The sequence below is a fragment of the Adhaeribacter aerolatus genome (assembly GCF_007991635.1).
Lineage (GTDB): Bacteria > Bacteroidota > Bacteroidia > Cytophagales > Hymenobacteraceae > Adhaeribacter > Adhaeribacter aerolatus.
This window is the reverse complement of the sequence record NZ_BJYS01000004.1, coordinates 1-21,178: the sequence shown is the minus strand read 5'-3', so window position 1 is coordinate 21,178 and position 21,178 is coordinate 1. Positions and strand designations below refer to the sequence as shown.

Below are 21,178 nucleotides of genomic sequence, written 5' to 3'. Positions count from 1 at the left end.
TTTATATCTTCTAAGTTGTTTACCAGAACCTTACGTACAAGGCAGTAATAATTAGCATGGTAATTACAATTAAAGCCATGGTAGAGTTAGAAACCCGGAACATGGTTTTGTCCAGAGCGAAGGCCTTCGGATTTACTCTAGGACCAGCTAAACTTAAAGCAATCATCACGATCATGGTAAACATAAACGCCAGACCCATGCAAATCAGGAATGGTATTTCGTAACCACCTTTACCGTTGGGGTAAGCGGTATACAGGAAGGTTTCGTTGCCAAACCAGGCTGGCGCAAAGTTGTTAAATACCACCGATAAAATAAAGCCGGTTAACAGACCCGCAATGGCCGCGGTACCGGTGGTCCGTTTCCAGAACATACCCAGCAAGAACATGGCAAAAACCCCCGGAGAGATAAAGCCGGTATATTTCTGAATAAAGGTAAAACCACCTTCGCCACCAATACCCAGTAAATCGTCCCAGGTCAGGAAAATAGAAAACAGCATAGAAGCCATAATGGTAAGCTTACCAATCCAGATAAGTTTCTTTTCGTTGGCGTCTTTGTTTATGTATTTGTGGTAAATATCGAGGGTGAAAATGGTGGAAATACTGTTGGCTTTACCGGCCAGGGAAGCCACAATGGCAGCGGTAAGGGCGGCTAAAGACAAGCCTTTCATACCGGTAGGCAAGAAGCCCAGAATAGCCGAGTAAGCGTTATCAGCGTTAAAATTCCCACCCGGCGCCATTTCCTGTTGTAATTCGCCGTTTTTATAAAGTACATAAGCTGCAATACCGGGCAGCATTACAATAACCGGCATCATTAATTTAATTAAACCGGCAAATAAAATACCAGTACGGGCGGTATGTAAGTTAGCGCCTAATGCCCGTTGGGTAATGTATTGGTTACAACCCCAGTAGTTCAGGTTTACAATCCACATACCGGCAAAATACATTGCAATACCGGGCAGCATCAGGTATTTGTTAATATCGGCCTGCGAGGATTCAGGAGTTGGTTTATCCATAATCATACGGAAATGATCCGGCGCGTCTTTTATGAGCATGTTAAAGCCGGCAATCACATCGCTTCCTAAGCCAAATTTTTCGCTTACCAGGGTTAAGGCTGTGTAGGTTGTTGCCAAACCACCCAAGATCAGTACGGTTACCTGAATAACATCGGTATAACCAATTACGCTCATACCACCCAGGGTAATAATAATGGCGAAAACAGCCAGTAGAATAATAATCAGGTGGAAGTTGGTGCCACCGGATAAGTTGCTGATAGCCAGCGCACCTAAATAGAGAATGGAGGTAAGGTTAACAAATACGTACAAAAACAGCCAGAAAATAGCCATAATTAAGGCTACCGTGCCGTTATAACGCGTTTGCAGAAACTGCGGCATGGTAAATATTTTGTTCTTCAGGTAAACCGGAATAAACCATACCGCTACTATAATCAGGGCAATGGCCGCAATCCATTCGTAGGCCGCTACAGCAATACCCACCACAAACCCGTTACCACTCATACCAATAAACTGCTCGGCCGAAATGTTGGAAGCAATCAGGGAAGCGCCAATGGCCCACCAGGTAAGGGAACCCTCGGCCAGGAAATAATCTTTACTGTCGGCGTTTACGTTGCGATCGCGGCGATATACCCATATACCGTAACCTGCTACGATAATAAAGTAAACGACGAAAATTACATAATCAATGGTGGCGAATTTGCTCATGCCAGGAAATTACATTAAGGTGGATGGTTATAATTTTTTGGAGGTGTAATTTAGTTTAAAAATTAATAGGCCTCCAAAAAAATCAGAGGCCTATCAAAATAAAATATTAAAATCTTTTGTTTATCTGGTAATAAACTTCGCTCCAGCGCAGTTCGTTGCGGAACTGGTTTAGCTTGGTATCTTTGTCAATCAGCACACATTCAATACCAGCCATTTCGGCAAAATCCTGTAAATGTTCGGAAGTTAAATTCTGGCTGTAGCAGGTGTGGTGCGCTCCCCCGGCCAATATCCAGGCAGCAGCGCCGGTTTTCATATCGGGTAATGGTTTCCAGAGTACGCGGGCTACCGGCAGTTTTGGTAAATCGTGCTGCGGTTCTACGGCTTCTACTTCGTTTACCAATAACCGGAAACGGTTGCCCATATCTACTACCGAGGCATTCAGGGCCGGACCGCCAGCCACATTAAATACCAAACGCACCGGATCGGCTTTGCCGCCAATACCCAGCGGGTGTACTTCGCACGAAGGCTTGCCGTTCGCAATAGATTCGTCAACTTCCAGCATGTGCGAGCCCAGCACCATGGCATTATTCGGCTCAAAATGATAAGTATAATCTTCCATAAAAGCATTACCGCCTGGTAAGCCGCTACCCATTACTTTCATGGCGCGTACCAAAGCGGCCGTTTTCCAGTCGCCTTCGCCGGCAAAACCGTAGCCTTTGCCCATCATGCGCTGCGAAGCAATGCCCGGTAGTTGGGCCATGCCGTGTAAATCTTCAAACGTATCGGAGAAGCCTTTGTAATTGCCGTCTTTCAGGAAAGCATGCAAACCTAATTCAATTTTAGCGGCTTCTCTTAACGATGAATATTGCGCGCCGCCTTTGCGTAAAGCTTCTACTACAGCGTAGCCTTCTTCGTATTCCTGGGTAAGTTGGTCTACTTCGCTATCACTGATCTGGTTAATAACTTTTACCAGGTCGCCGATGCCGTAGGTGTTTACCGAGAAACCCAATTGCATTTCGGCTTCTACTTTATCGCCTTCGGTTACAGCCACGTAGCGCATGTTATCGCCAAAGCGTACAAATTTAGCGCCTTGCCAGTCGTACCAACCGGCAGCAGCCCGGCTGAAGGTATTAATCTGGTCCAGTACTTCGGTATCTTGCCAGTGGCCTACCACTACTTTGCGGTTAATGCGCATCCGCGAAACCATAAAACCAAATTCCCGGTCGCCGTGGGCGCTTTGGTTCAGGTTCATAAAGTCCATATCAATAGAACTCCACGGAATATCGCGGTTAAATTGGGTATGCAGGTGCAGTAATGGTTTCTGCAATACTTTTAAGCCGCCAATCCACATTTTAGCCGGCGAAAAAGTATGCATCCAGGCAATCAGGCCAATACAGTTCTGCGCCACATTGGCTTCCTGGCAAATCCGGAATATTTCTTCCGGCGATTTAACGGTAGGTTTAAAAACCACCCGTACTGGTATTTGCGGTGCCTCATCGAAAGATTTGGCTATTTGCTGCGAATGCTTGGCAACCTGCTTCAGGGTGTCTTCGCCGTATAAATCCTGGCTGCCGGTTATAAACCAGACTTCAAATTGTTTTAAGTCAATCATATTTAAATGTTATAGGTCGGTTAACGTTTAGGTTAGTGTTAGTAATTAATGCGCAAACCGGAAAAGGTAAAATCCGGTGCAACAGTTTTGCTTTAACTTAAATTAGATAGCGTTTTATAAGGTAGCCTCTGTTAAGAATTATTGCCCGTAGTAAGAATTTGGTCCGTGCTTCCGCTCAAAGTGCTTGCGGATAAGCGAATCCTGCAAACGCGGAACCTGTGGCCGAATTTGTTCGGTAAGGTAAGCCATGCGGGCAATTTCTTCTACTACCGCACTGTTGTAAACGGCTTTGGCCGCGTTTTTACCCCAGGTAAAAGGCGCATGGTTACCTACTAAAACCATCTCTACTTCTTCGTAGCTCATACCTTTATGCGCCAGGTAATCCATTATCTGAAAACCAGTCTGGTATTCGTAATTACCCTGAATCATTTCGTCGCTCATGGGCGGGGCACAGGGAATATCTACCGTGTTGTGGTCGGCGTGGGTAGTACCGTAAATCGGAATATCGCGCTGGGCCTGGGCCCAGGCAGTGGCGTAGGTAGAATGGGTATGCACAATGCCGCCAATTTTTTCCCAGTGTTTATATAATACAGCGTGGGTTAAGGTATCGGAGGAGGGGCGGAGGGAACCTTCTACGGTTTTCCCTTCAAAATCAACGATTACCATTTTTTCCGGCGAGAGGTCTTCGTAAGGCACGCCGCTGGGTTTAATGGCGAAAACACTTAAGCTCCGGTCCGCGGCGCTAACGTTGCCAAAAGTAAATAATACCAGTCCCAATTTGGGCAATTGCATGTTGGCTTCGTAAGCCTCCTGCTGAATATGCGCGTATTTACTCATTTTTATTTAGTGTCGTTGGTAGAAGTTGTTTCTAGGGCTTCTTCTTTCTTTTTTTCGGCTTCGGTGTGCGGCTCCTGGGCTTTGGTGCCGGTTTCGGGCAAATCCGAAATAAGCGGCGATTTGGAGTTGGTTATATGATCTTCTAAGAAGTCGCCGAGTTCGGAATATTTCTGGTAGCGTTTGGCGTAAATTTTGGCCCGTTCGGCATCCGGAAAATATTCAGCATCAAAACCCTGACCCATTGCCGCCATGGCATCTTCTACTTTGGCGTAAATACCCGCGGCTGTCGCCGCAAACATAGCTGCCCCAATGGCGCAAGTCTGTTCTGATTTATGAATTCGGATCGGCATATTCATCACGTCGGCCATCATTTGCATGATAAACGGCGATTTTTTGGCTACACCACCCAATCCAATTAATCCTTTTACTGGTACGCCCTGCTCGTTAAAACGGTCCACAATTTTTTTAGCGCCAAAACAGGTAGCTTCTACCAAGGCCCGGAAAACCCTAGGCGCATCACTGCCTAAACCTAAACCCGAAATGGCGCCTTTTAAAAGCTGATTCGCATCGGGCGTCCGGCGGCCGTTAAACCAATCTATCGCGTATTCATTATTTTCGGATAAAGGTATCTGGTCGGCTTGTTTGCTCAATTCCGGAATTATTCTCGCCGATATCTCATCCAGCAATGACTTAGCGGTTTGGGCATCTATCACTTGCGATTGCGCTAAGAACTGCTGCAAAGGCCACATTAATATTTTTTTAAACCAGGCGTAGGTGTCGCCAAAAGCGGACTGTCCGGCTTCCATGCCCATCATACCCGGAATAACCGAGCCCGGAACCTGGCCGCAAATACCATTCACCAGTTTATCTTCCACTTCGTCGATGGGTGCTACCAGCATGTCGCAGGTAGAGGTGCCCATAACTTTGCTCAGGTGGTACGGCTCTATTTGTCCGCCTACGGCACCCATGTGCGCATCAAAAGCACCTACACCTACTATTACGTCCGTCGATAAACCTAAACGCTCCGCCCATTCAGGACTTAAGTTGCCGGCTGGCTGGTCAGACGTATAGGTATCTGTAAATAAACGGTTGGTGAAACCTTTAAGCACGGGATCAAGACTGGCGAAAAAATCTTCGGGTGGTAAACCGCCAAATTCAACGGCCCACAAAGATTTATGACCCGCTGAGCAAACACCCCGCTTCATTTGGTGCACATCGGTACCGCCGGTAAGCAAAAACGGAATCCAGTCGCAGTGCTCTACCCAGGAGTAAATGGCTTCCCGTACTTGTTTATCGGCCCGCAGGGTTCGCAGTAACTTAGCCCAGAACCACTCCGAGGAGTAGATACCACCGACGTATTGTAAATAATTAGTATCGAATTTTTTGGCGTGCTCATTTATTTCGGCCGCTTCGTTTACGCCCGTATGGTCTTTCCAGAGCACAAACATGGCGTGGGGATTTTCTTCGAAGCCCGGCAATAAAGCTAAAGGCGTACCAGTTTTATCTACCGCTACCGGCGTGGAACCAGTAGTATCTACGGCAATGCCTTTTACCGTCTGGGCAATATTGCCGCCAGCCTTTTGCAAACATTGTTTAATGGTATATTCCAGACCTTCTATATAATCCAGCGGGTGCTGCCGGAACTGGTTTTCGGCCGGTACACAATAAGCGCCGGCTTCCCAGCGCGGATAATTAAAAACCGCCGAAGCCACTTCTTCGCCGTTCCGGGCATTAACCAGTACCGAACGTACGGAGTCGCTGCCGTAATCGACTCCTATTACAAAAGTATCTTTTTCCATAGCTAAGTTAAAATGTCAAATTAACGCTTATTATTTATAGAAAAAAAATATTCTTAATTTCTTTTAACGCTACAATTTAAAATTTTGATTATTTAGTCTGAACAAAGTACTGCATTGGGTTGTTGAGCAGTGTTCGTTTTGGAAAAAGCCTTGCCTTACGGTGATTCCAGCTTCTGTTGGGTATAATCTGGTAATATTCCGCTGGCTTAAAAAGGTTGAATTGTCAGGAGAAGTTGGCGGAGCCAGTTTAGATATTCGCCTTCACTAATTCAGTAACCGACAGGTAGCCCCGGCCATCTTTGCGCACTACCTGCCAGCCCAGTTTTCTTAAGTAACGGCGGATAAAAATATTAAGCACGCCGTGCGCTACAAGTACCGTTTTCTTTTCTTCATGGGCGTATTGCTGCAGCTTCTCGGCGCATTGGCGGGCACGCACCCGGGCTTCCTGGTAGGTCTCGATGCCCTGGCTGTTCAGGCCCAGCAGCCACAATGCCCGGGCGCCGGCCAGCCATACTTTAATGGGGAACCGGAGTAGGGGCAGCGATAATATTTTGCGTTCACACTCATTAAATATTTTATCTTCTACCAGCTCCACCTCGGGGCCGAAAATAGCTATCGCCGTTTGTTTGGCGCGCGGCAACAAACTGCAATGTACCCGTTTTACTTCGGCAAAAGGCAGGCCCTGGGGTTTGTTGATAATAGCTTCTATGCCGGCGGCATCGTATTCCGAAATAAATTGCGTAGCCTGGGAAGCATTGTACAAGTCCTGCTGACCCACCTTGGGTTTGTGGTGCCGGACCAGGAAAATGTGCAGTTTTGCTTCCGCAGTGCTCATGCCGTCTGGTTTAGTTTAAGCTATTTTTAGAACAGGAAACCGGCTCTTAACAAAGGCATCCGGCTTTCTTTAGAAATAGCATATTCCGCGGAAAGAACCAGCATATTTACCGGCGAAATCCAGATGCCGCCGCCGTAGCCTCTGTGCCACTTTTTGGAATCTTCGTTTTTCTCCCAAACGCGGCCAACATCGTGGAAGCCCAGAATACCCAATGAACCCGGAAATAAGTAGGTCTGAAAATTAAAAAGTTTCAGGCGGGCCTCGGTGTTGTTATAAAAGCTGCTGCGGCCGGCAAAGCGGTTCTGGCGGTAACCACGCAAATTAGAAAGGCCGTCGAGCCGGTTAGCCTGGAAAAACTCGTAATCGCCGTAGTTTTTAGCCGCTCCTACCCGGTTAGCAATGGTGAGTCGTACAGGCACCCGGAAAGTACGGTAAAAACTAAACTCTCCCGAAAGCCGGTTAAAATCGGCAGCATCACCGCCCAGCCCCTTGTATAAGCCGGGCCCTAAGGCTAAATAAACCCCCTTGGTGGGCTGGCTGGCTTTATCGCGGGTGTCTAGTTGGTACCGGAACTCCAGTCCTCCGTAGGTTTTGGCCTCGAACAACGAATAATCGCGGTCCTGCTTCCAGGCAAAATCAGTAATAAAACGTTCGGGCGTTAGATTCAGGTTAACCCGCTGGTACGAGGGGCCAAAGAGTAGCATTTGGCTCTTACCGATTTTGCGGCCAATCAGGGCATTAAAATAATATTGCCGCGAGGTATAACGATAAAATTTAATTTCTTCTTTATCCTCGTCGTACTGCGTTTCGTTGCCTAAGCCAAAGAAGGTAGTGTTAAAATTAGGAGCCCGGATATCCAGGTTGAGTTGTAAATCGAATTTTTTAATGACATCGGTAAAAAAGCCTGCATAATTAAATTTATAAGAATTCGTGCGCAAAGCATATTTCCCAATAAAACGATGAGAGGCGGCAAACGGTTCTTTTTTAAAGCCCTGCTTTTTTATTAAAACACCCGCGCCTAATTGTATGCCGTTGTCGCGGTTAAACTCAATAGCACCCAGCGGACCCAGGTAGTCGTACACGAAAGCTTTGCGGTCGTATTTGTTTACCTCTGATTTTTTCGAAGTCAGGTTTTTTGATTCAGGTCCCAGTTTTAGCTCGTTTTCGGTGCGGGTGTCATACACGTAGGTTTTCTTCCAAAGGCCGCCTACTTGGGAGTTGTCGGTTATTTTGTCTTTATCATCACCACCGATAATCCGTACTTTTATGCCCTTATTTACTTCTCCGGTAACCCGGAACTCGTCTTCGCCGGCCAGGCCGTAGAGCCGTATTTCGTCGGTTTCATACGTTTTAAATTGCCGTTTATAAAGCTCCTGCTCCAGCTCGCCGTCTTTGTTTATTTTTCGCACCGTTACGAGGGTATTTTCATCGTCCTGCCGCTCTATCAAAAATAATTCGTTTTTGTCGCTGCCTACTACATCCACCGCTTTGGCCAAAAATTGGTAATATTCGGCGGCATCGCGGGGTAACGCGTCGCGCCGGGCTTTCAGGTCCGAAATAATACGGGACCCTGACAAGCGAAACACCGGTTCGGGCAGTTGCTTAATGGCCTGTTCAATATCCGCATCACTGATAGTACTTTTCAGATCGTTGGCTACCTCCAGCCAATCAGCCAGGATGGGTTCGGTCAGAAAGGTGCGATCGAAGTAGCGGGCATTAAAGTTAAAACTGGCTATGTCGCGGATATCATCGTCGAAACCCTGGATTTTAGGCATTAACCATTTGCGGCTGGCAATATTGGGTATTACGCCTTGGTTTATAAAAAACGCCATGTCGCGGTCGCGCGGAATGGGCCGGAAAATATCGCCTTTCTCTTTTTGCTTTTCAAAACTGGCCCAGCGCCACTGGTCGTCGTGCCGGTCCCAATCGCCTATTAAAAAATCGAATAAACGGGCCCGTATAACCGATTTCTGATCTACTTCGTTGTCGTTGTCTTCCTGTAACTTTTCAAGTACTTTATCCGTGCCTTTCACATTTTTGGAGTTGCCAAAGTGCGGCGCATCCGATTGGTCTTCGTCGGGCCTTTCTTCAAATAAACCAACCGTTTTGGCAAAGCCTTCACGGTATTTACCTAAGCGCGGGTCGTCGGGTATGTAAAAATACTGCGGATTGGTGTGGTATATTTTGGCCGCATCGGCTAAGCTGGACAAGGTTAGCGGCCCGTAAGGGTGCGAGGCCGAGATCTGGTCTTTTACCACATCGGCCGCAATGGTTTTGCGCAACGGCCGGGGCAAGGCCGCGGCCGGGTATTTTTCTACGGAGCGCAGCACGTATTCGCGCCCGGTAGAGTCGGCCAAACGCAAGGAGCGCGTCTGAAAACCGCCGCCCTGCTGTACCACCTTCAGACCACCTTTCATTTTACCTATATCAAAATAAGGCAGTTTTACCGGGGTGCCCCATTCGTCGCGGTAGTTTTTGCCCATCAGCCACTCCCGGAATGGGCCGGCTTCGTAATCGGTGCTGGCGCTTACAAGGGCGGTGCTATCCGAGAAATCAATATCCAGGCCTTTTAAAGAGGCATTAATCATGGCCTGGGTAGGTTTGCGCATCAATAAGGTGCGGTAAGCTACTTGGCCGGACGAGTTATTTTCGGTACCACCCGTTACCAATTCGAGCCAGGCTTCACCGTTTTTATAAAAGTTTATCTTAGCCAAACCAGCAGTATTAGCCGAGAATAAAACCTTTTCGCCTTTAGGCGGTTCCACCTGCCCGGCCTGATTACCAACCGAAACGTAATGAATGCTATCGGAAAAGCTGTGCCGCAGGGCGCTGCCATTATTTTCGATGTAAATTAAACCCGGGTGCTGTTTAAAGAACTGAGCAAAGTTCCGGCGCAGGTATTTATATTCCATGGCCTTTATATCTGCCGGAATATTAGCAGCCACTACTACTTGTTTTTCGTCGTAGCTGCGCAAGATATCATCGAGTAAGGCAATTACCTGCGAAGGCCGGGTAGCCGGACAAGTGCTAAACTCATCGGTTATTTCGTGGCCGGGCAACAGCCGCTTCGTATCTAATATAATAAGTAATATATCCGGATTTACATGAACTTCGAAAGGGCCGGGGCAACCACCTTCGGGTACAAATATTTTGTCGTTTTCGAGGAAAGTGGCAATAAATTTTTCCTGACGGCGGTAAGCTTCATCATCTCTTTCGGTCTTGCGACCCTGGGCACCCGGTATAATCATGGCCGTTCCTTCGTATTTGGTTAAGGGGGCCAATTGTTCTTTTAGCTCTTTTTCATCGGCGGCCCGGTTTGCGGTATTTTCTTTGGGCAAAACCTGGGGATAAAGCGGATTGCCAATAAAGATGGCGCTGCTGTTTTTGCCGGCGGCCGGCAGAAGCTGGCTAAGAATAGGCGTGATTGTTTTCTTAGCATTGGCTTCGCCGGTGTTGCCGGTTACCAAAACCGAATAAGTAAGTTCGCTACCGGGGGCAGCTGGTAAATTTTGCGTTTGGCTTAAAGCGGGTATAGAAATAAATACAAATACAAATAATTGTACATATTTGTGCAGGTGCAAGTACATTTTTTTTAGCGTTTCTGAATTTAGGTTACGTGTAATGGAATTCCAAAGAAACCGGTCTCGTGTTTCTTTTAACAGGAGGTAATATTACCCGACTACACGTACGTTTAAACGCTACTGAACGTTTGCCTTGGTGCTTTCTAAGGCAAAGGTCTGGTTTTCGCAGGGTACTACCTTAAACAGGAGTTGCCGCCGTTGGTCTAACCACACCAATTCTTCGCCCTTAACCTTAGCACAGTTGGTGTTTAATATTTTTTCCCACTGTTTTAATTTTTCGTTCGGATAAATGCTTACGGTTTTTTCGCATTTTTCGTCCCGGAAGTAGCAAATCAGAAACAATGATCCGGCTTCGGCCTGGTTACTCCAAATACTCATTTCCGGCAAGTCAACAATCAGGGAAGAAGATTGTTTGATAGAGCTGATGTATTTCTTTTTTTTGCCAATCAGCTCCTGGGCAAATAAGGTAATGGGTAAACAAATTAAGAGGAGGGTAATGATTTTTTTCATAAGCCTAAATGGTAAATAATCTATAATGTAATTTTCTGTTAAAATTATTTTAACAAAAATAAGTACAGATAAATATATTTCCTAAGCAATATTTAAAGCTTATTTATAAATAAAATTATAAAATTCAGCTACAGCAAGTATGTTGTGTAATTTGAAGTATAGTAATAAAGGAGGGTGGCGTTTCAGATAGGTAAAAATATTTTTTAATGAGAAGCGTGAAAGGCAGCAACATATTTTGATAAGGTTTAACTACTGCGTATTTAAGGGGAAAAGCGCGTACTGTACTGCCAATATAATTGTCTGGTAAAGCTATAAGCCGCCATATTAATGCCGGACAAACAGCAAATCATCAGCCAGATGTTTTTGATTATGCTTCATTAACAGCTTCGCCCAGTTGTTAATCTAAAATGAATAGCCGCTTGGTTTCGGAATAACACCTTAGAATTGGTAAACCCGGCGGAATCTTGCAAAATCCGCCGGGTTATGAAATTTAGCACCAAGGTTTTATTTATCCAATCCAGGATAAACCAACGGAACTACGGGTATATGGTCTTGGCCTGAGACTAATTAATATTAATATTTGAGAAGCAGGTATTCCTTTGTCCGGTGTAAAAGATATCTCCAGGAAAGTCATAACCATCATCTGAAGCCAGTAGCTCTATTTTCCGGTTGGTACCAGGTCCGGATAAAATTTGTAAAAGCGTAAATTTTAACCTATAACTAATCTTTGAATACGATTCTTAATTTTACGGATAAGGTTTTTTATTTTACCTGCTTCGGCAGGCGATGGCTGCAGGCTCTGCAGGTATCTTAAATAATCCAGACACCTTCCTATATCAAGGGTATCTAACGAGTCGGGCGCCGGCAAATTTAGGGTTGAATCAGTTTGGGTTTTCATGGCGTTTTAGGTTGGGTCGTACAATAAAAATAATCAAAATAAATTTTACAAGCAACTGAAAGATATTAAGTTATAATATTAAATCCCAAATGCTTCCTTCACCCGGTTGTCAACTAAAACGGTGTGTAAAATTGTAACTGTTGCGATTTAGATAATTTTAGCAAGATGAAACCGCTTTCGGTTTCATTAACTGCACAAACCTCTTTTCGAGTTTATCAATATTAACTTTGTTTTCGGCCGATTGCAGGGCGGCTACTTCTAAGGTTTGTAAATAGCGCATAAAAGCAATGCATTCGCGGATATTAAACTGTTCTAAATTGTCTACTTTAGATAAAATGTAAGGTTGTGGTTCCTTTTCTTGTAACATCACTAAAATATTATAAAAGATGTTTAAATGTTAATAATTGTTTTGATTAAACCTATAACACCAATTTGCAGATAAGATTCAAAAGTTCTTATAAAATTGCTGATTTTTAAGTATTTATACCTTTTTTTAAGTAAAAGCCGAATTCCAGACTTGCTTACACCGCTCGCCAATTGAATAAACAGGCATTATATCTAAATATCAGCTACGTTTAACCGGGTCTCACGTTTTATCTTCAGGCTGTTTTTGAAGGCGTAACTCTTAATAAAATGGGAGGCTGATTAATGCGGGCGGTTTATATTTATTGCGGCCGCAAGACAAATCTTAAAAGAATATTAGAACATGTTTAAAATTTATCCTTTGGGCTGCAAAGGCTTGCTATTGGAACCTGAATCTGCCTATTTTTCGGGCCGTAGCGCTGCTATGCCCCTCAAAATAAGTCTCGTCAGAACCCAATAGCAATCCTTTTCGCTCTCAAAAACAAAATTTAAACAAGCTCTTAACAGCTAACCTGGCTGATTATGGTGTAGTTTTTGCGCTTTACATTTTTTAACAAAAAATTTAAAGGCAAGCAACCAAAGTCCGGTTATAATACTCTTGTAAGTAGAAAGAAGGCTATAACCATTGGTTTCAAAATATATAAGTGATGAAAAATACTTACTGCAAACGTTTCTTTCTGTTTTTCCTGGCTGGAGTGCTTTCCTTGGCAGCCTGTACCCAAAAAGAAGACGCCGTAATGCCGCAGGAAAATTGCGACACATTGGCGGTTGTACAGTATGTGCCGAGTTGCGGCTTACAGTTACAACTGGAGAATAGCCAGGTAGTAGTGCCCCTGAATGCCTCCTACACAACCGGGCCTGCCAATGAGCTGGTTTTTAAAATTAAAGATTTTCCGGTAAGAGTGGGCCAGCGAATCATTGTAGGCTATCTGAAATCGGACGTAGAACTAGGCGCAACGCCTTGTAACGTAGCAGGCTATGGAAATAACAATTTAGTAGAGATTACCTGCATCGCCGGTATTGAGCAGGGTACTTAGCTTAACCCCAAATTATTGCTGCCGGTTGGTTTTACACAAAACAAGGCAGGCTTAAACCGGCGTAATTAGCAGCTTAAAAAAAATTATTGGCGTATGGCAAAGGCTTTACTTATCTGCCTGGTTTTATCTTTTTCCAGCAGCTTTTGCGGCGCTCAATCATTACCGGGTACACGCCAGGCTTACTCCCAAACCCGCATTGTTAATGTAAAGCAGCCCTTAATAATGATAGGTGCTTTAGAAACAGATTACCATTCTTTAATTATCGACCGGAGCAATCTGGAAATTATAAAAACCTATGAAGACTCTCTGGAATTGGTACCTTTTGGCGAAAAAGGCAAAGACGGGATTATTCTGGCCCGGCTAAAAACCAATACGCCGCTTCTAAGACTAGATGAAGTACTGGATTATTATAAGGTTCCTGCTTCGGATCTCCGGTTAAAAGTGCTGGTAGATAAAAGGGGGGTAAATCCGGATTTGTTTCTAGCCGATGTGAAAAGAATAAAAAGCATCCAGAAAACAAAACAGGACCTGACCAGTGTAATGCGGTATAGCTTTAACCCCGATGAAGAATACTTGAATATCGAAACTGTAAAGGAGTAATGTACCCGCTTCATTACAGGTAAAGCCTAGCTCTTTTTCGAATGCCTGCGTTAACGGTTTGGAAGTAAGTCGCCATATTATTATACTGTAACAACACTTTTTTAATCTATTAAGCCCGAACAGCCTTTAAAATGTGTTGCGGAAGCTCTGGGAATATACCATTTAGCAGGGGAGCAGCGTTTACAGGAACAGAAACGTTGGATTCTGGTAAAATACCATTTCTTATAAATTTGGCAATAAGTTTGCTATAATAGTTAAAGCAGATTAAAGCCTATAAGTTTCTGAATTTAGCTGCTTGGTTTGCTTTTAATAAGAGAGAATAAAACAGGGAAAAAGATAAAAGAGAAAGTTATGCGAAATATTATAAAACAAGGCCTGGCCTGGTTGGTGGTGTTAGTATCGTTTACGCAGGCTCCTGCTGTAACTGGTGCCGCCCTGGCTACAACAGCATTTAATAAGGTATCTGAGGCCGCTTATGTGGCGCCGGGACCCCGCGATATTATAAAAGAAATTATTGATGTAGTAGGGCTGAAACCGCGCTTTGAAGTGCGCGAAGCAGAAGTAGATAACGCGGCGGCCGTTATTTACAATGGCCAGCGCTATATATTATACAACCGCCAGTTTGTGGACGCCGTGAACAATGCCGTTAAAACCGACTGGGCAGCCGTGAGTATTCTGGCCCATGAAATCGGCCACCACCTGAACGGGCATACATTGTCGAGAAGCGGGAGCAACCCGCAGGACGAACTGGAAGCCGATGAATTTTCGGGGTTTGTATTACGCAAGATGGGCGCCGGTTTAGCCGATGCCCAAGCCGCTATGCGCCTGCTATCCGACGAAAGAGGTTCTGCTACGCACCCCGGCCGCAGTGCCCGCCTGGCCTCCATCAGCAAAGGCTGGCAAAGTGCCAACGAGCAGATTATTGCCAGCGCTAAATCAAATGGCGCGGTAGCCCGGCCGGTTACGCGTCCGCAGGTAAGGCCGGAAGAACCCGTAGTAGCTTCGGCCCCAACCCGTACCCCGGTTCGCCGGACCAGCGCCCAACGGGTGGTTTTAACCCAGAACGATATTTTGCGAAAAGTAACCTTTAGAGCTGTACCCGGTGAAAAATTTTACCTCACCAAAAACCTGGCCCTGATTCATGTGGACGATAATGGCCGGGTAGAGGTAATTGGCAAAATGGCCGACACCAACAGCCGCAGTTATCCTTTTGTGTTACAAAGCTCTTATTTCGATACTATTTTTGTGGGTAATAACGGTGTGCTGGTAACCGAAGACGGCGACCGGGTAGGTTATTTATCTTAAAATTTAGAAATATTCCGAAAAAGAAGTAATCATGTATAATAGTGCTGAAGCCCTGAGCAATCAGGGCTTTTTTTATGCCTGGGCAACTTATACCAATTAGTACTCCAACAATTTAAAAATTAGAAATTATGAATTAGAAATTATCATCAATTTGAACAATAATGTTTTATTTAACGAATGAGTTTTCTGAAAATAAATTGGTGAAGCATTAGTGTAAAAGACTTTTCATAGCTGATAATATAAATCATTCCCTCCCCACCAGTGATTCCTCCGGAACGACCGGCTGGAAAACCTTTTGCTGGGCTGTTATGGAACGCAATATTTACTTTTTGGTATTATGGGTATTATTTTGGTTGCATGTAACTTTGCCAGTTAACAATCAGCACTTTCTCTTCCGGCAATAACAGGTAGCCATACTCGTAACAAAAGTTATAAATATTACCCTGCCGGGTCTGGTACTGGTGGGTATAATATCTAAAATCAAAGCCTTGTATTTTTAGGTATTCCTGCCGGATAGTGGTTTTACCCATCGGGCTTAACGTTTTCAGAATGCTGCGGTTTTTACGCAACGTGCGGTTAATGTCGAGCATCAGCCGTTCCCCGGTATCAGCTTTTTTCTTTACATTATGCACTTGGGCCCGGCATTGGTCCGAGCAATATTTTTTATCGCTGCGCCCGATAACGGGTTGACCACAAACCGGTCTCTGGCTAGGCCTGCGTTGCGGCCGGGGAACCTGAGAACTATCCGCAAGATAAAATATTATTGATTAGAAAGGGCATTCCGGCACGAAATTGCAGCAATGAGGCTTAGCCAGTGTTGGGTGAAGGTGCTATTTCTTTAAAGCAAGAATCTCAAAACAGCCAAAATTAGGGTCTTGGTTAAATTCTTCGATTTCATCCGCGTGTTCAAGTAGTATTTTAGCGATTTCGTCTGTTTTCAAATTTCCTGTTCTAATCCAAATTATCTTAGGAGGAAAACCGAAAAGAGAATTCAAATCATTAAAATCTGAATCTTGAGTTACAATTATGTAGTCGTTCTTTTTTGCGAATTCCCAAATCGCTCTATCTGAACTGTCGATAAGCTTTTGGCTTTTAATAGATGTTGAACCGATATATTCGTCGGGTAAGATTTTAAGTATTCGGTGTGAAATATTTTGGTCAAACAACAATTTCATACAGCAATTTGATAGATTTTATTTTCCCTATCTGCTGCATAACTCAGAGCTGCAAAAATATCTTCTTGTGTTAGTTCATCAAAATCCGCAATGATGTCAGGAATTGACATTCCTGAAGCCAACCAGCTCAGAATATCATTGACACTGATTCTCATACCTCGAATCGTCGGTTTTCCACCCCGCTTTCCAGGTTCAATGGTTATTATTTGTTTATAGTCAATCATGTTGATATTTTTTCTAAATGTACAAAAAAGAAGCGATGATATTTTACTCTCCGATTTTTCTGCACTTTCACCCAACTGGCAGGTAGCCGGAAGATTTTGCATGGTTAAAGGTTAGCCGTGTTTATAAGCGGATAGTTACGGATATATACGCTTATAAAAACACAAAAGGCTGAAAGCAGTTATATCTTCGGGTTCCAACGCTTTTTATAATGCACCCATCGGTATTACCTGTACTGTACCTGAACCGCCTGGAGCACCAGGGCAAAACGTAAATAAAGTTCTGGCATAAACCGCATCCGGTTATCAGCCAAAAACTAAAAACAGCTACTTGGGTTAAATACAGCAAGACGTACAAGTGCTACGTAATGCACCATTCGCCGCAAGCCATAGCGCAGATTCAAAGTCATTTTGCCGGAATAACACAGATAAATACCCGTTACCTGTACCACCAAAGCCGCCTGCCGGCCGGTAAAACCGTGCTTACCAGCGGCCAGGCCCCAGTGTTAACGGCTTTACCAAAGCCTGCGGGAAAGCCGCCCTTAAAACTGGTGCCCCTACAGCACGAAGGGCAAACGTACCTGCGGCTGCAATACCCGCCCGAAAGCAACCTGTATCCCCAACTGAAAGAACTAAAACAGGTGAAGTGGAGCCGTACTTACCGCTGCTTTCTCACCTGGGCGCAGGCCGATAAACTGCATCTGTTAGTAGATGAATTGCTGCCGCTGGTGCACCTGGCCTTGTCCCAGCAAATACAGGTGAAAGATTTAAGTTTATTGAAAAAGCTCTGGGAGCAGTTATACCTGGAAGACCAGCACTTTTTGCCTTGCCCCCTGGTTTACCTGGAGAAAATGCAGCTTTTGAACTACAGCCGCCGTACGATGCGCACCTACCATGCGCTGCTGCTGCGGTTTCTGAATACCTATACGGCACAGGGTTTAGACGTAATCAATACCTTTACCCCGGAGCAGGTGAACCAGTATCACATGGCCCTGCAGGCCAAAGGGCAATCGTATACCTATATAAACCAGTCCATCAATGCCATTAAGTTCTATTACGGTAAACTGCTGGGCCGCCGGGATATGGGATTGGCCGAGGTAAACCGGCCGGCACAAGAAAAGAAATTACCTAAAGTATTAAGTAAGGAAGAAGTGGCCGCTATCCTGAAAGCGCCGGATAACCTCAAGCACCGGTGTTTATTGCTCCTGTTGTATTCGGGCGGCTTACGCATTGGCGAAGTGGTTAACCTGCGGTTAACCGATGTACAATCTAAGCGACGTCTGTTGCTGATTCGGGGCGGTAAGGGCTACAAAGACCGCACCACGCTGTTATCGCCCCGGCTGCTGGAAGAACTGCGGCTATACTACCAGAAATACAAGCCCAAAGATTGGTTATTTGAGGGCCAGGACGGCGGGGCTTATTCCGTGGAGAGTATCCGTAATGTGTTTCGGGCCGCGCTGCAAAAAGCCGGTATCAGGCAAGCCGCTACGCCGCATACGCTACGGCATTCTTTTGCCACGCATTTGCTGGAGCAGGGAACAGATTTGCGGTATATCCAGGCGCTGCTGGGTCATAATTCCAGCAAAACTACCGAAATCTACACCCATATCACCCAGCATGGCTTAGATAAAATAATCAGCCCGCTGGATGGTCTTAATATTTAAATTTTTTAATATATTGTGCAGGAATTAAAACCGATCGAAAGAAGAATTACCTAAAATTCTGCAACCGTAACTGGCTAAGCGAATATGAAAAGGGTAAAAAAAGGTAAGATAAAGAAAGCCAATAAATTACAGAAATATAACCGCCTGCTCTCAAAGGCGATATAAACGTAATAATGGTGTTTACATAATAGTTAGTAGCAACCCGGAGACGACCGAAATCCTGAAGCATAAAATCTATTCACATGATAAATAATTCGTCAAAAGGTAACTTACTAAATAATCATTCTTTAGGAGTTTTAAGTCGTGCGCTCGAAACTAGTTTTTGGACAAATAGAAAATTGAATCTTCCGACAAGTTTTCAATTGGAATTTGATTGGACAGATTTATACTTCGAGCCAGTAAATAGTTTTGAAGCACCTAATACAGCAATTTCAATAGACTTTATTAATCCTAAATCCATTAGTTTACTTTCAACAAAAGAACACGAGGAGAAAGAAGATTTAGTCGAGTTTCTGTTAAAAAGAGAAAATTTCAGTTTAGATTGTAGAGAAAAGTACTTCACGTTTACAGATAATGGATTAAAGAAGAGAATAATTGCTGAAATGAAGTCGGTTATTACTGTCCACGGTTATTCGCCAAATGAAAATATCTTTTTAGTGGAAAATTGCTCATTGGTTTTTATTGCTGAAGATTACGGGCTTGCAATATCTGCGGAATCGATAAAACTTTTTGCTTGTTCAGTTGAGGTAGAACTTAATAAAATACCTGAGATATATGACAAGTGGGTTAATTATTGGGCAACATATTGTAAATTAGTTGATACCAAGAATCCTTTGCCAAAAGATGAAAGCTTCGAAAGAAGGTATTTTTATGGAACTTAAATCAGAAGGGCAGCTACTAACATCAGGTTTAAATTATGCCCAGGCGACGTGAATCTCGTTCCTTTTTGTGCTTTTTAACTACTTTAGTGCTGGGCGACAGTGAAGTGCTTTTAAGCGGGCACAATTCAAACCCTTAACCGTTAGGTGTCAAATAGAATTATAGAAAATGTTTTAATGGAATTTATAGGCAGTGTTTTACAGGTTATCATAGGAGTTGTTGTTGTCTATTACATCATCAGGCGTTTTACTGGAAGCAAAGACCAGATATTTAATAAAAAGTTCTTCAAATACTTTATAGCCTTGCTTGTTGCAGCCATCGTATTTGAACTTGCTATTGATTGGATGATGGCCAAGCCAGAAGTAGTAACTCAAACTGTTGAGCAACTGCAAGCAGACCCTGAAATAAGAAGAACCATCGGAAAGAGCACAGGCTTTGGTTACAATCAGAATGAAATCAGTAAGATTGAAAAATACCCTGCAACTGTACAATTCTCACTGTATGGAAGCAAAGCAGACGTGGAGTTATCAGTTCTGATTGACTCATCAGCAAATGTTTTCGAAGTGAAAGAGTACAAAGTGGAAAAGTTGACTGAGAAATAAATTCGTCACCTAACAAGACATATACTAAACCCTTGCTTCGCTGCGGGCTCAGCATATACAAGCCGTTACAAGCAAGCATAAAACCATACGACAACGACTAAAATGACCTCAAGTAAGACGTCTAGACGAAGTAAACTCGCAGGACTTTTCATCATGATTTTTCTTTTCTCAGGAATGTTTTTGGGGATTTACGGTTTTGACAAAATTGAAAACTACTACTTCCCATATATCTATAGTTTTATTTGGATTTTTCTCGGACTAGTAAGTGGCTATCTGCTTTCTAAATCAATTCAGCCGTATCTTCATTTTAATAAAAAGCAATTAAAGAATTACTGGTTTGTAGCGATGTGTCTAATGTTCGGTATGTGCGGACTTTTGCTAACTGTAGGCAGCCTAATAAATTGGACTGCTTCTAAAAAAGAAATTTGTGACGGCTTTTTGGTAATCGACAAACAAAAAATTGAGTACAGGTATAGAAGCCAGCCAGGTGCTAATCTTCTTTTTGTAAATATGCATGGGGTTACAGAGCGACTTAGGTGCAAAAATAGCTTTTGGTCAAGTACAAGCGTAGGAGACAAAATAAGTCTTTGTGTTTATGACAGTCCATTAGGATTTGACTTCATTGAAATTTCTGAAGAATAAATGCCAGCTTGTAACATGGGTTTTGCAAAAATGGCGGGTGATGTTATTCTCCAACTTTTTCTACATTTAACTAAGTTTGTGCTAGATGACAATGAAGTGCTTTCTATCCGCCATCTTCGCAAAGCCCTAAACGTTGGCACACATTGTAAAAGAAGATGAAAAAAATAATCTTTCTGGTTTTTGTTACTGGCCTTACCTTGTTTCTTCTTTTTAGGAAAGACTTAAATAGGAGACTACAGGCTAGGACTGCTGAAAAAAGAATTAATGAATACTTACTGAGAAAATACCAAAATGGAGATATAATTTTTCATGCCTCCAAATCAAGCCAAAGTAAAGCAGTTCAATTTGCGACAAATTCCCAGTATAGCCATATGGGTATAATCTATGAGAAAAATGAGGAATTGTATGTTTATGAAGCAGTGCAACCAGTAAAATTGACAAAGTTTGAAAACTGGATAAAGAGAGGAAAAGATTCACATTTTGTTGTAAAGAGACTAAAGGAAAGCAATAGGGTTCTGAATACGGAAAATCTTATAAGGCTTAAAAAAGCCGGAGAAAAATATAAAGACAAAGACTATGATTTATATTTTGGGTGGTCAGATGATAAAATTTATTGTTCTGAGTTAGTCTGGAAAATGTATAAGGAGGCATTAAATATTGAATTGGGCAGTCTACAAAAATTAAAGGAATTTAACCTGAACAATAAATTTGTGAAAAAGAAAATGGAAGAAAGGTATGGGAATAAAATTCCTTTAAATGAAAAAGTTATTTCCCCTTCTGCAATTTTTGAATCAAATAAATTGGAAACGGTTATTTAAAATAAAAAACAACGTGTGCCAACCCAATGTATACTAAACCCTGGCTTCGCTTCAGGCTTAGCATACACGCGGACGTTAGCAGT

General features: G+C 43.6%; 19 protein-coding genes. 8 read left to right on the top strand and 11 right to left on the bottom strand.

From position 1 onward, the window contains the following. Positions 1-19: 19 nt before the first annotated feature. From AAE02nite_RS04015 to AAE02nite_RS03980, 8 genes are all read right to left on the bottom strand, one after another. Positions 20-1,717 (bottom strand): sodium:solute symporter family transporter, encoded by a 1,698-nt coding sequence (locus AAE02nite_RS04015; RefSeq protein ID WP_146895172.1) that lies wholly within the window; start codon positions 1,715-1,717, stop codon positions 20-22. A 106-nt stretch (positions 1,718-1,823) separates the two neighbouring features. Next, the gene (gene araA, locus AAE02nite_RS04010) at positions 1,824-3,329 is read right to left on the bottom strand and encodes an L-arabinose isomerase (RefSeq protein ID WP_146895171.1); all 1,506 of its coding nucleotides are present in this window, start codon (positions 3,327-3,329) and stop codon (positions 1,824-1,826) included. Between the two features lie 138 nt (positions 3,330-3,467). Further along, a complete protein-coding gene (locus tag AAE02nite_RS04005) occupies positions 3,468-4,166 on the bottom strand; it encodes an L-ribulose-5-phosphate 4-epimerase (protein WP_146895170.1) in 699 nt (232 codons plus the stop codon). 2 nt (positions 4,167-4,168) lie between these two features. Continuing rightward, positions 4,169-5,965, bottom strand: coding sequence for a ribulokinase (locus tag AAE02nite_RS04000; RefSeq protein WP_146895169.1), 1,797 nt, complete (start codon positions 5,963-5,965; stop codon positions 4,169-4,171). A gap of 247 nt (positions 5,966-6,212) precedes the next feature. Then, complete coding sequence (locus AAE02nite_RS03995; RefSeq protein WP_146895168.1) at positions 6,213-6,800, bottom strand: histidine phosphatase family protein; 588 nt, start codon at positions 6,798-6,800, stop codon at positions 6,213-6,215. A gap of 26 nt (positions 6,801-6,826) precedes the next feature. Next, positions 6,827-10,387, bottom strand: coding sequence for a BamA/TamA family outer membrane protein (locus tag AAE02nite_RS03990; protein ID WP_146895167.1), 3,561 nt, complete (start codon positions 10,385-10,387; stop codon positions 6,827-6,829). Positions 10,388-10,498: 111 nt separating this feature from the next. After that, positions 10,499-10,891, bottom strand: coding sequence for a hypothetical protein (locus AAE02nite_RS03985; RefSeq protein WP_146895166.1), 393 nt, complete (start codon positions 10,889-10,891; stop codon positions 10,499-10,501). Positions 10,892-11,946: 1,055 nt separating this feature from the next. After that, positions 11,947-12,156, bottom strand: a complete 210-nt coding sequence (locus AAE02nite_RS03980) for a hypothetical protein (RefSeq protein WP_146895165.1) — start codon at positions 12,154-12,156, stop codon at positions 11,947-11,949. Between the two features lie 643 nt (positions 12,157-12,799). On the opposite strand from AAE02nite_RS03980, the gene AAE02nite_RS03975 reads away from it, so the two are divergent. The 3 genes from AAE02nite_RS03975 (at position 12,800) to AAE02nite_RS03965 (ending at position 15,094) form a co-directional block, all read left to right on the top strand. Next, a complete protein-coding gene (locus AAE02nite_RS03975) occupies positions 12,800-13,189 on the top strand; it encodes a hypothetical protein (RefSeq protein WP_146895164.1) in 390 nt (129 codons plus the stop codon). Positions 13,190-13,282: 93 nt separating this feature from the next. Then, entirely contained in the window at positions 13,283-13,789 is a 507-nt protein-coding gene (locus AAE02nite_RS03970; protein WP_146895163.1) for a hypothetical protein, read from the top strand. 351 nt (positions 13,790-14,140) lie between these two features. Continuing rightward, complete coding sequence (locus tag AAE02nite_RS03965; RefSeq protein WP_146895162.1) at positions 14,141-15,094, top strand: M48 family metalloprotease; 954 nt, start codon at positions 14,141-14,143, stop codon at positions 15,092-15,094. Between the two features lie 344 nt (positions 15,095-15,438). Here AAE02nite_RS03965 and AAE02nite_RS03960 read toward each other — a convergent pair whose 3' ends face one another. The 3 genes from AAE02nite_RS03960 to AAE02nite_RS03950 all read right to left on the bottom strand — a co-directional run bounded on the left by AAE02nite_RS03960 (position 15,439) and on the right by AAE02nite_RS03950 (position 16,595). Next, complete coding sequence (locus tag AAE02nite_RS03960; protein WP_218033438.1) at positions 15,439-15,726, bottom strand: hypothetical protein; 288 nt, start codon at positions 15,724-15,726, stop codon at positions 15,439-15,441. Positions 15,727-15,924: 198 nt separating this feature from the next. Beyond that, positions 15,925-16,269: a DUF5615 family PIN-like protein gene (locus AAE02nite_RS03955; protein ID WP_146895160.1), complete on the bottom strand. Its 345-nt coding sequence runs from the start codon at positions 16,267-16,269 to the stop codon at positions 15,925-15,927. Beyond that, positions 16,266-16,595, bottom strand: coding sequence for a DUF433 domain-containing protein (locus AAE02nite_RS03950; RefSeq protein WP_307725522.1), 330 nt, complete (start codon positions 16,593-16,595; stop codon positions 16,266-16,268). Before AAE02nite_RS03950 ends, AAE02nite_RS03955 begins: the two co-directional genes overlap by 4 nt. Positions 16,596-16,858: 263 nt before the next feature. Between AAE02nite_RS03950 and AAE02nite_RS03945 the strand changes: the two genes are divergently transcribed. The 5 genes from AAE02nite_RS03945 to AAE02nite_RS03925 all read left to right on the top strand — a co-directional run bounded on the left by AAE02nite_RS03945 (position 16,859) and on the right by AAE02nite_RS03925 (position 21,095). Further along, the gene (locus tag AAE02nite_RS03945) at positions 16,859-18,154 is read left to right on the top strand and encodes a tyrosine-type recombinase/integrase (RefSeq protein WP_246150781.1); all 1,296 of its coding nucleotides are present in this window, start codon (positions 16,859-16,861) and stop codon (positions 18,152-18,154) included. A gap of 242 nt (positions 18,155-18,396) precedes the next feature. Next, positions 18,397-19,035: a hypothetical protein gene (locus tag AAE02nite_RS03940; protein WP_146895159.1), complete on the top strand. Its 639-nt coding sequence runs from the start codon at positions 18,397-18,399 to the stop codon at positions 19,033-19,035. 144 nt (positions 19,036-19,179) lie between these two features. Next, entirely contained in the window at positions 19,180-19,635 is a 456-nt protein-coding gene (locus AAE02nite_RS03935) for a hypothetical protein (RefSeq protein ID WP_146895158.1), read from the top strand. 153 nt (positions 19,636-19,788) lie between these two features. Beyond that, positions 19,789-20,277, top strand: coding sequence for a hypothetical protein (locus tag AAE02nite_RS03930; protein WP_146895157.1), 489 nt, complete (start codon positions 19,789-19,791; stop codon positions 20,275-20,277). 155 nt (positions 20,278-20,432) lie between these two features. Next, the gene (locus AAE02nite_RS03925; RefSeq protein ID WP_146895156.1) at positions 20,433-21,095 is read left to right on the top strand and encodes a YiiX family permuted papain-like enzyme; all 663 of its coding nucleotides are present in this window, start codon (positions 20,433-20,435) and stop codon (positions 21,093-21,095) included. Positions 21,096-21,178: the final 83 nt, after the last annotated feature.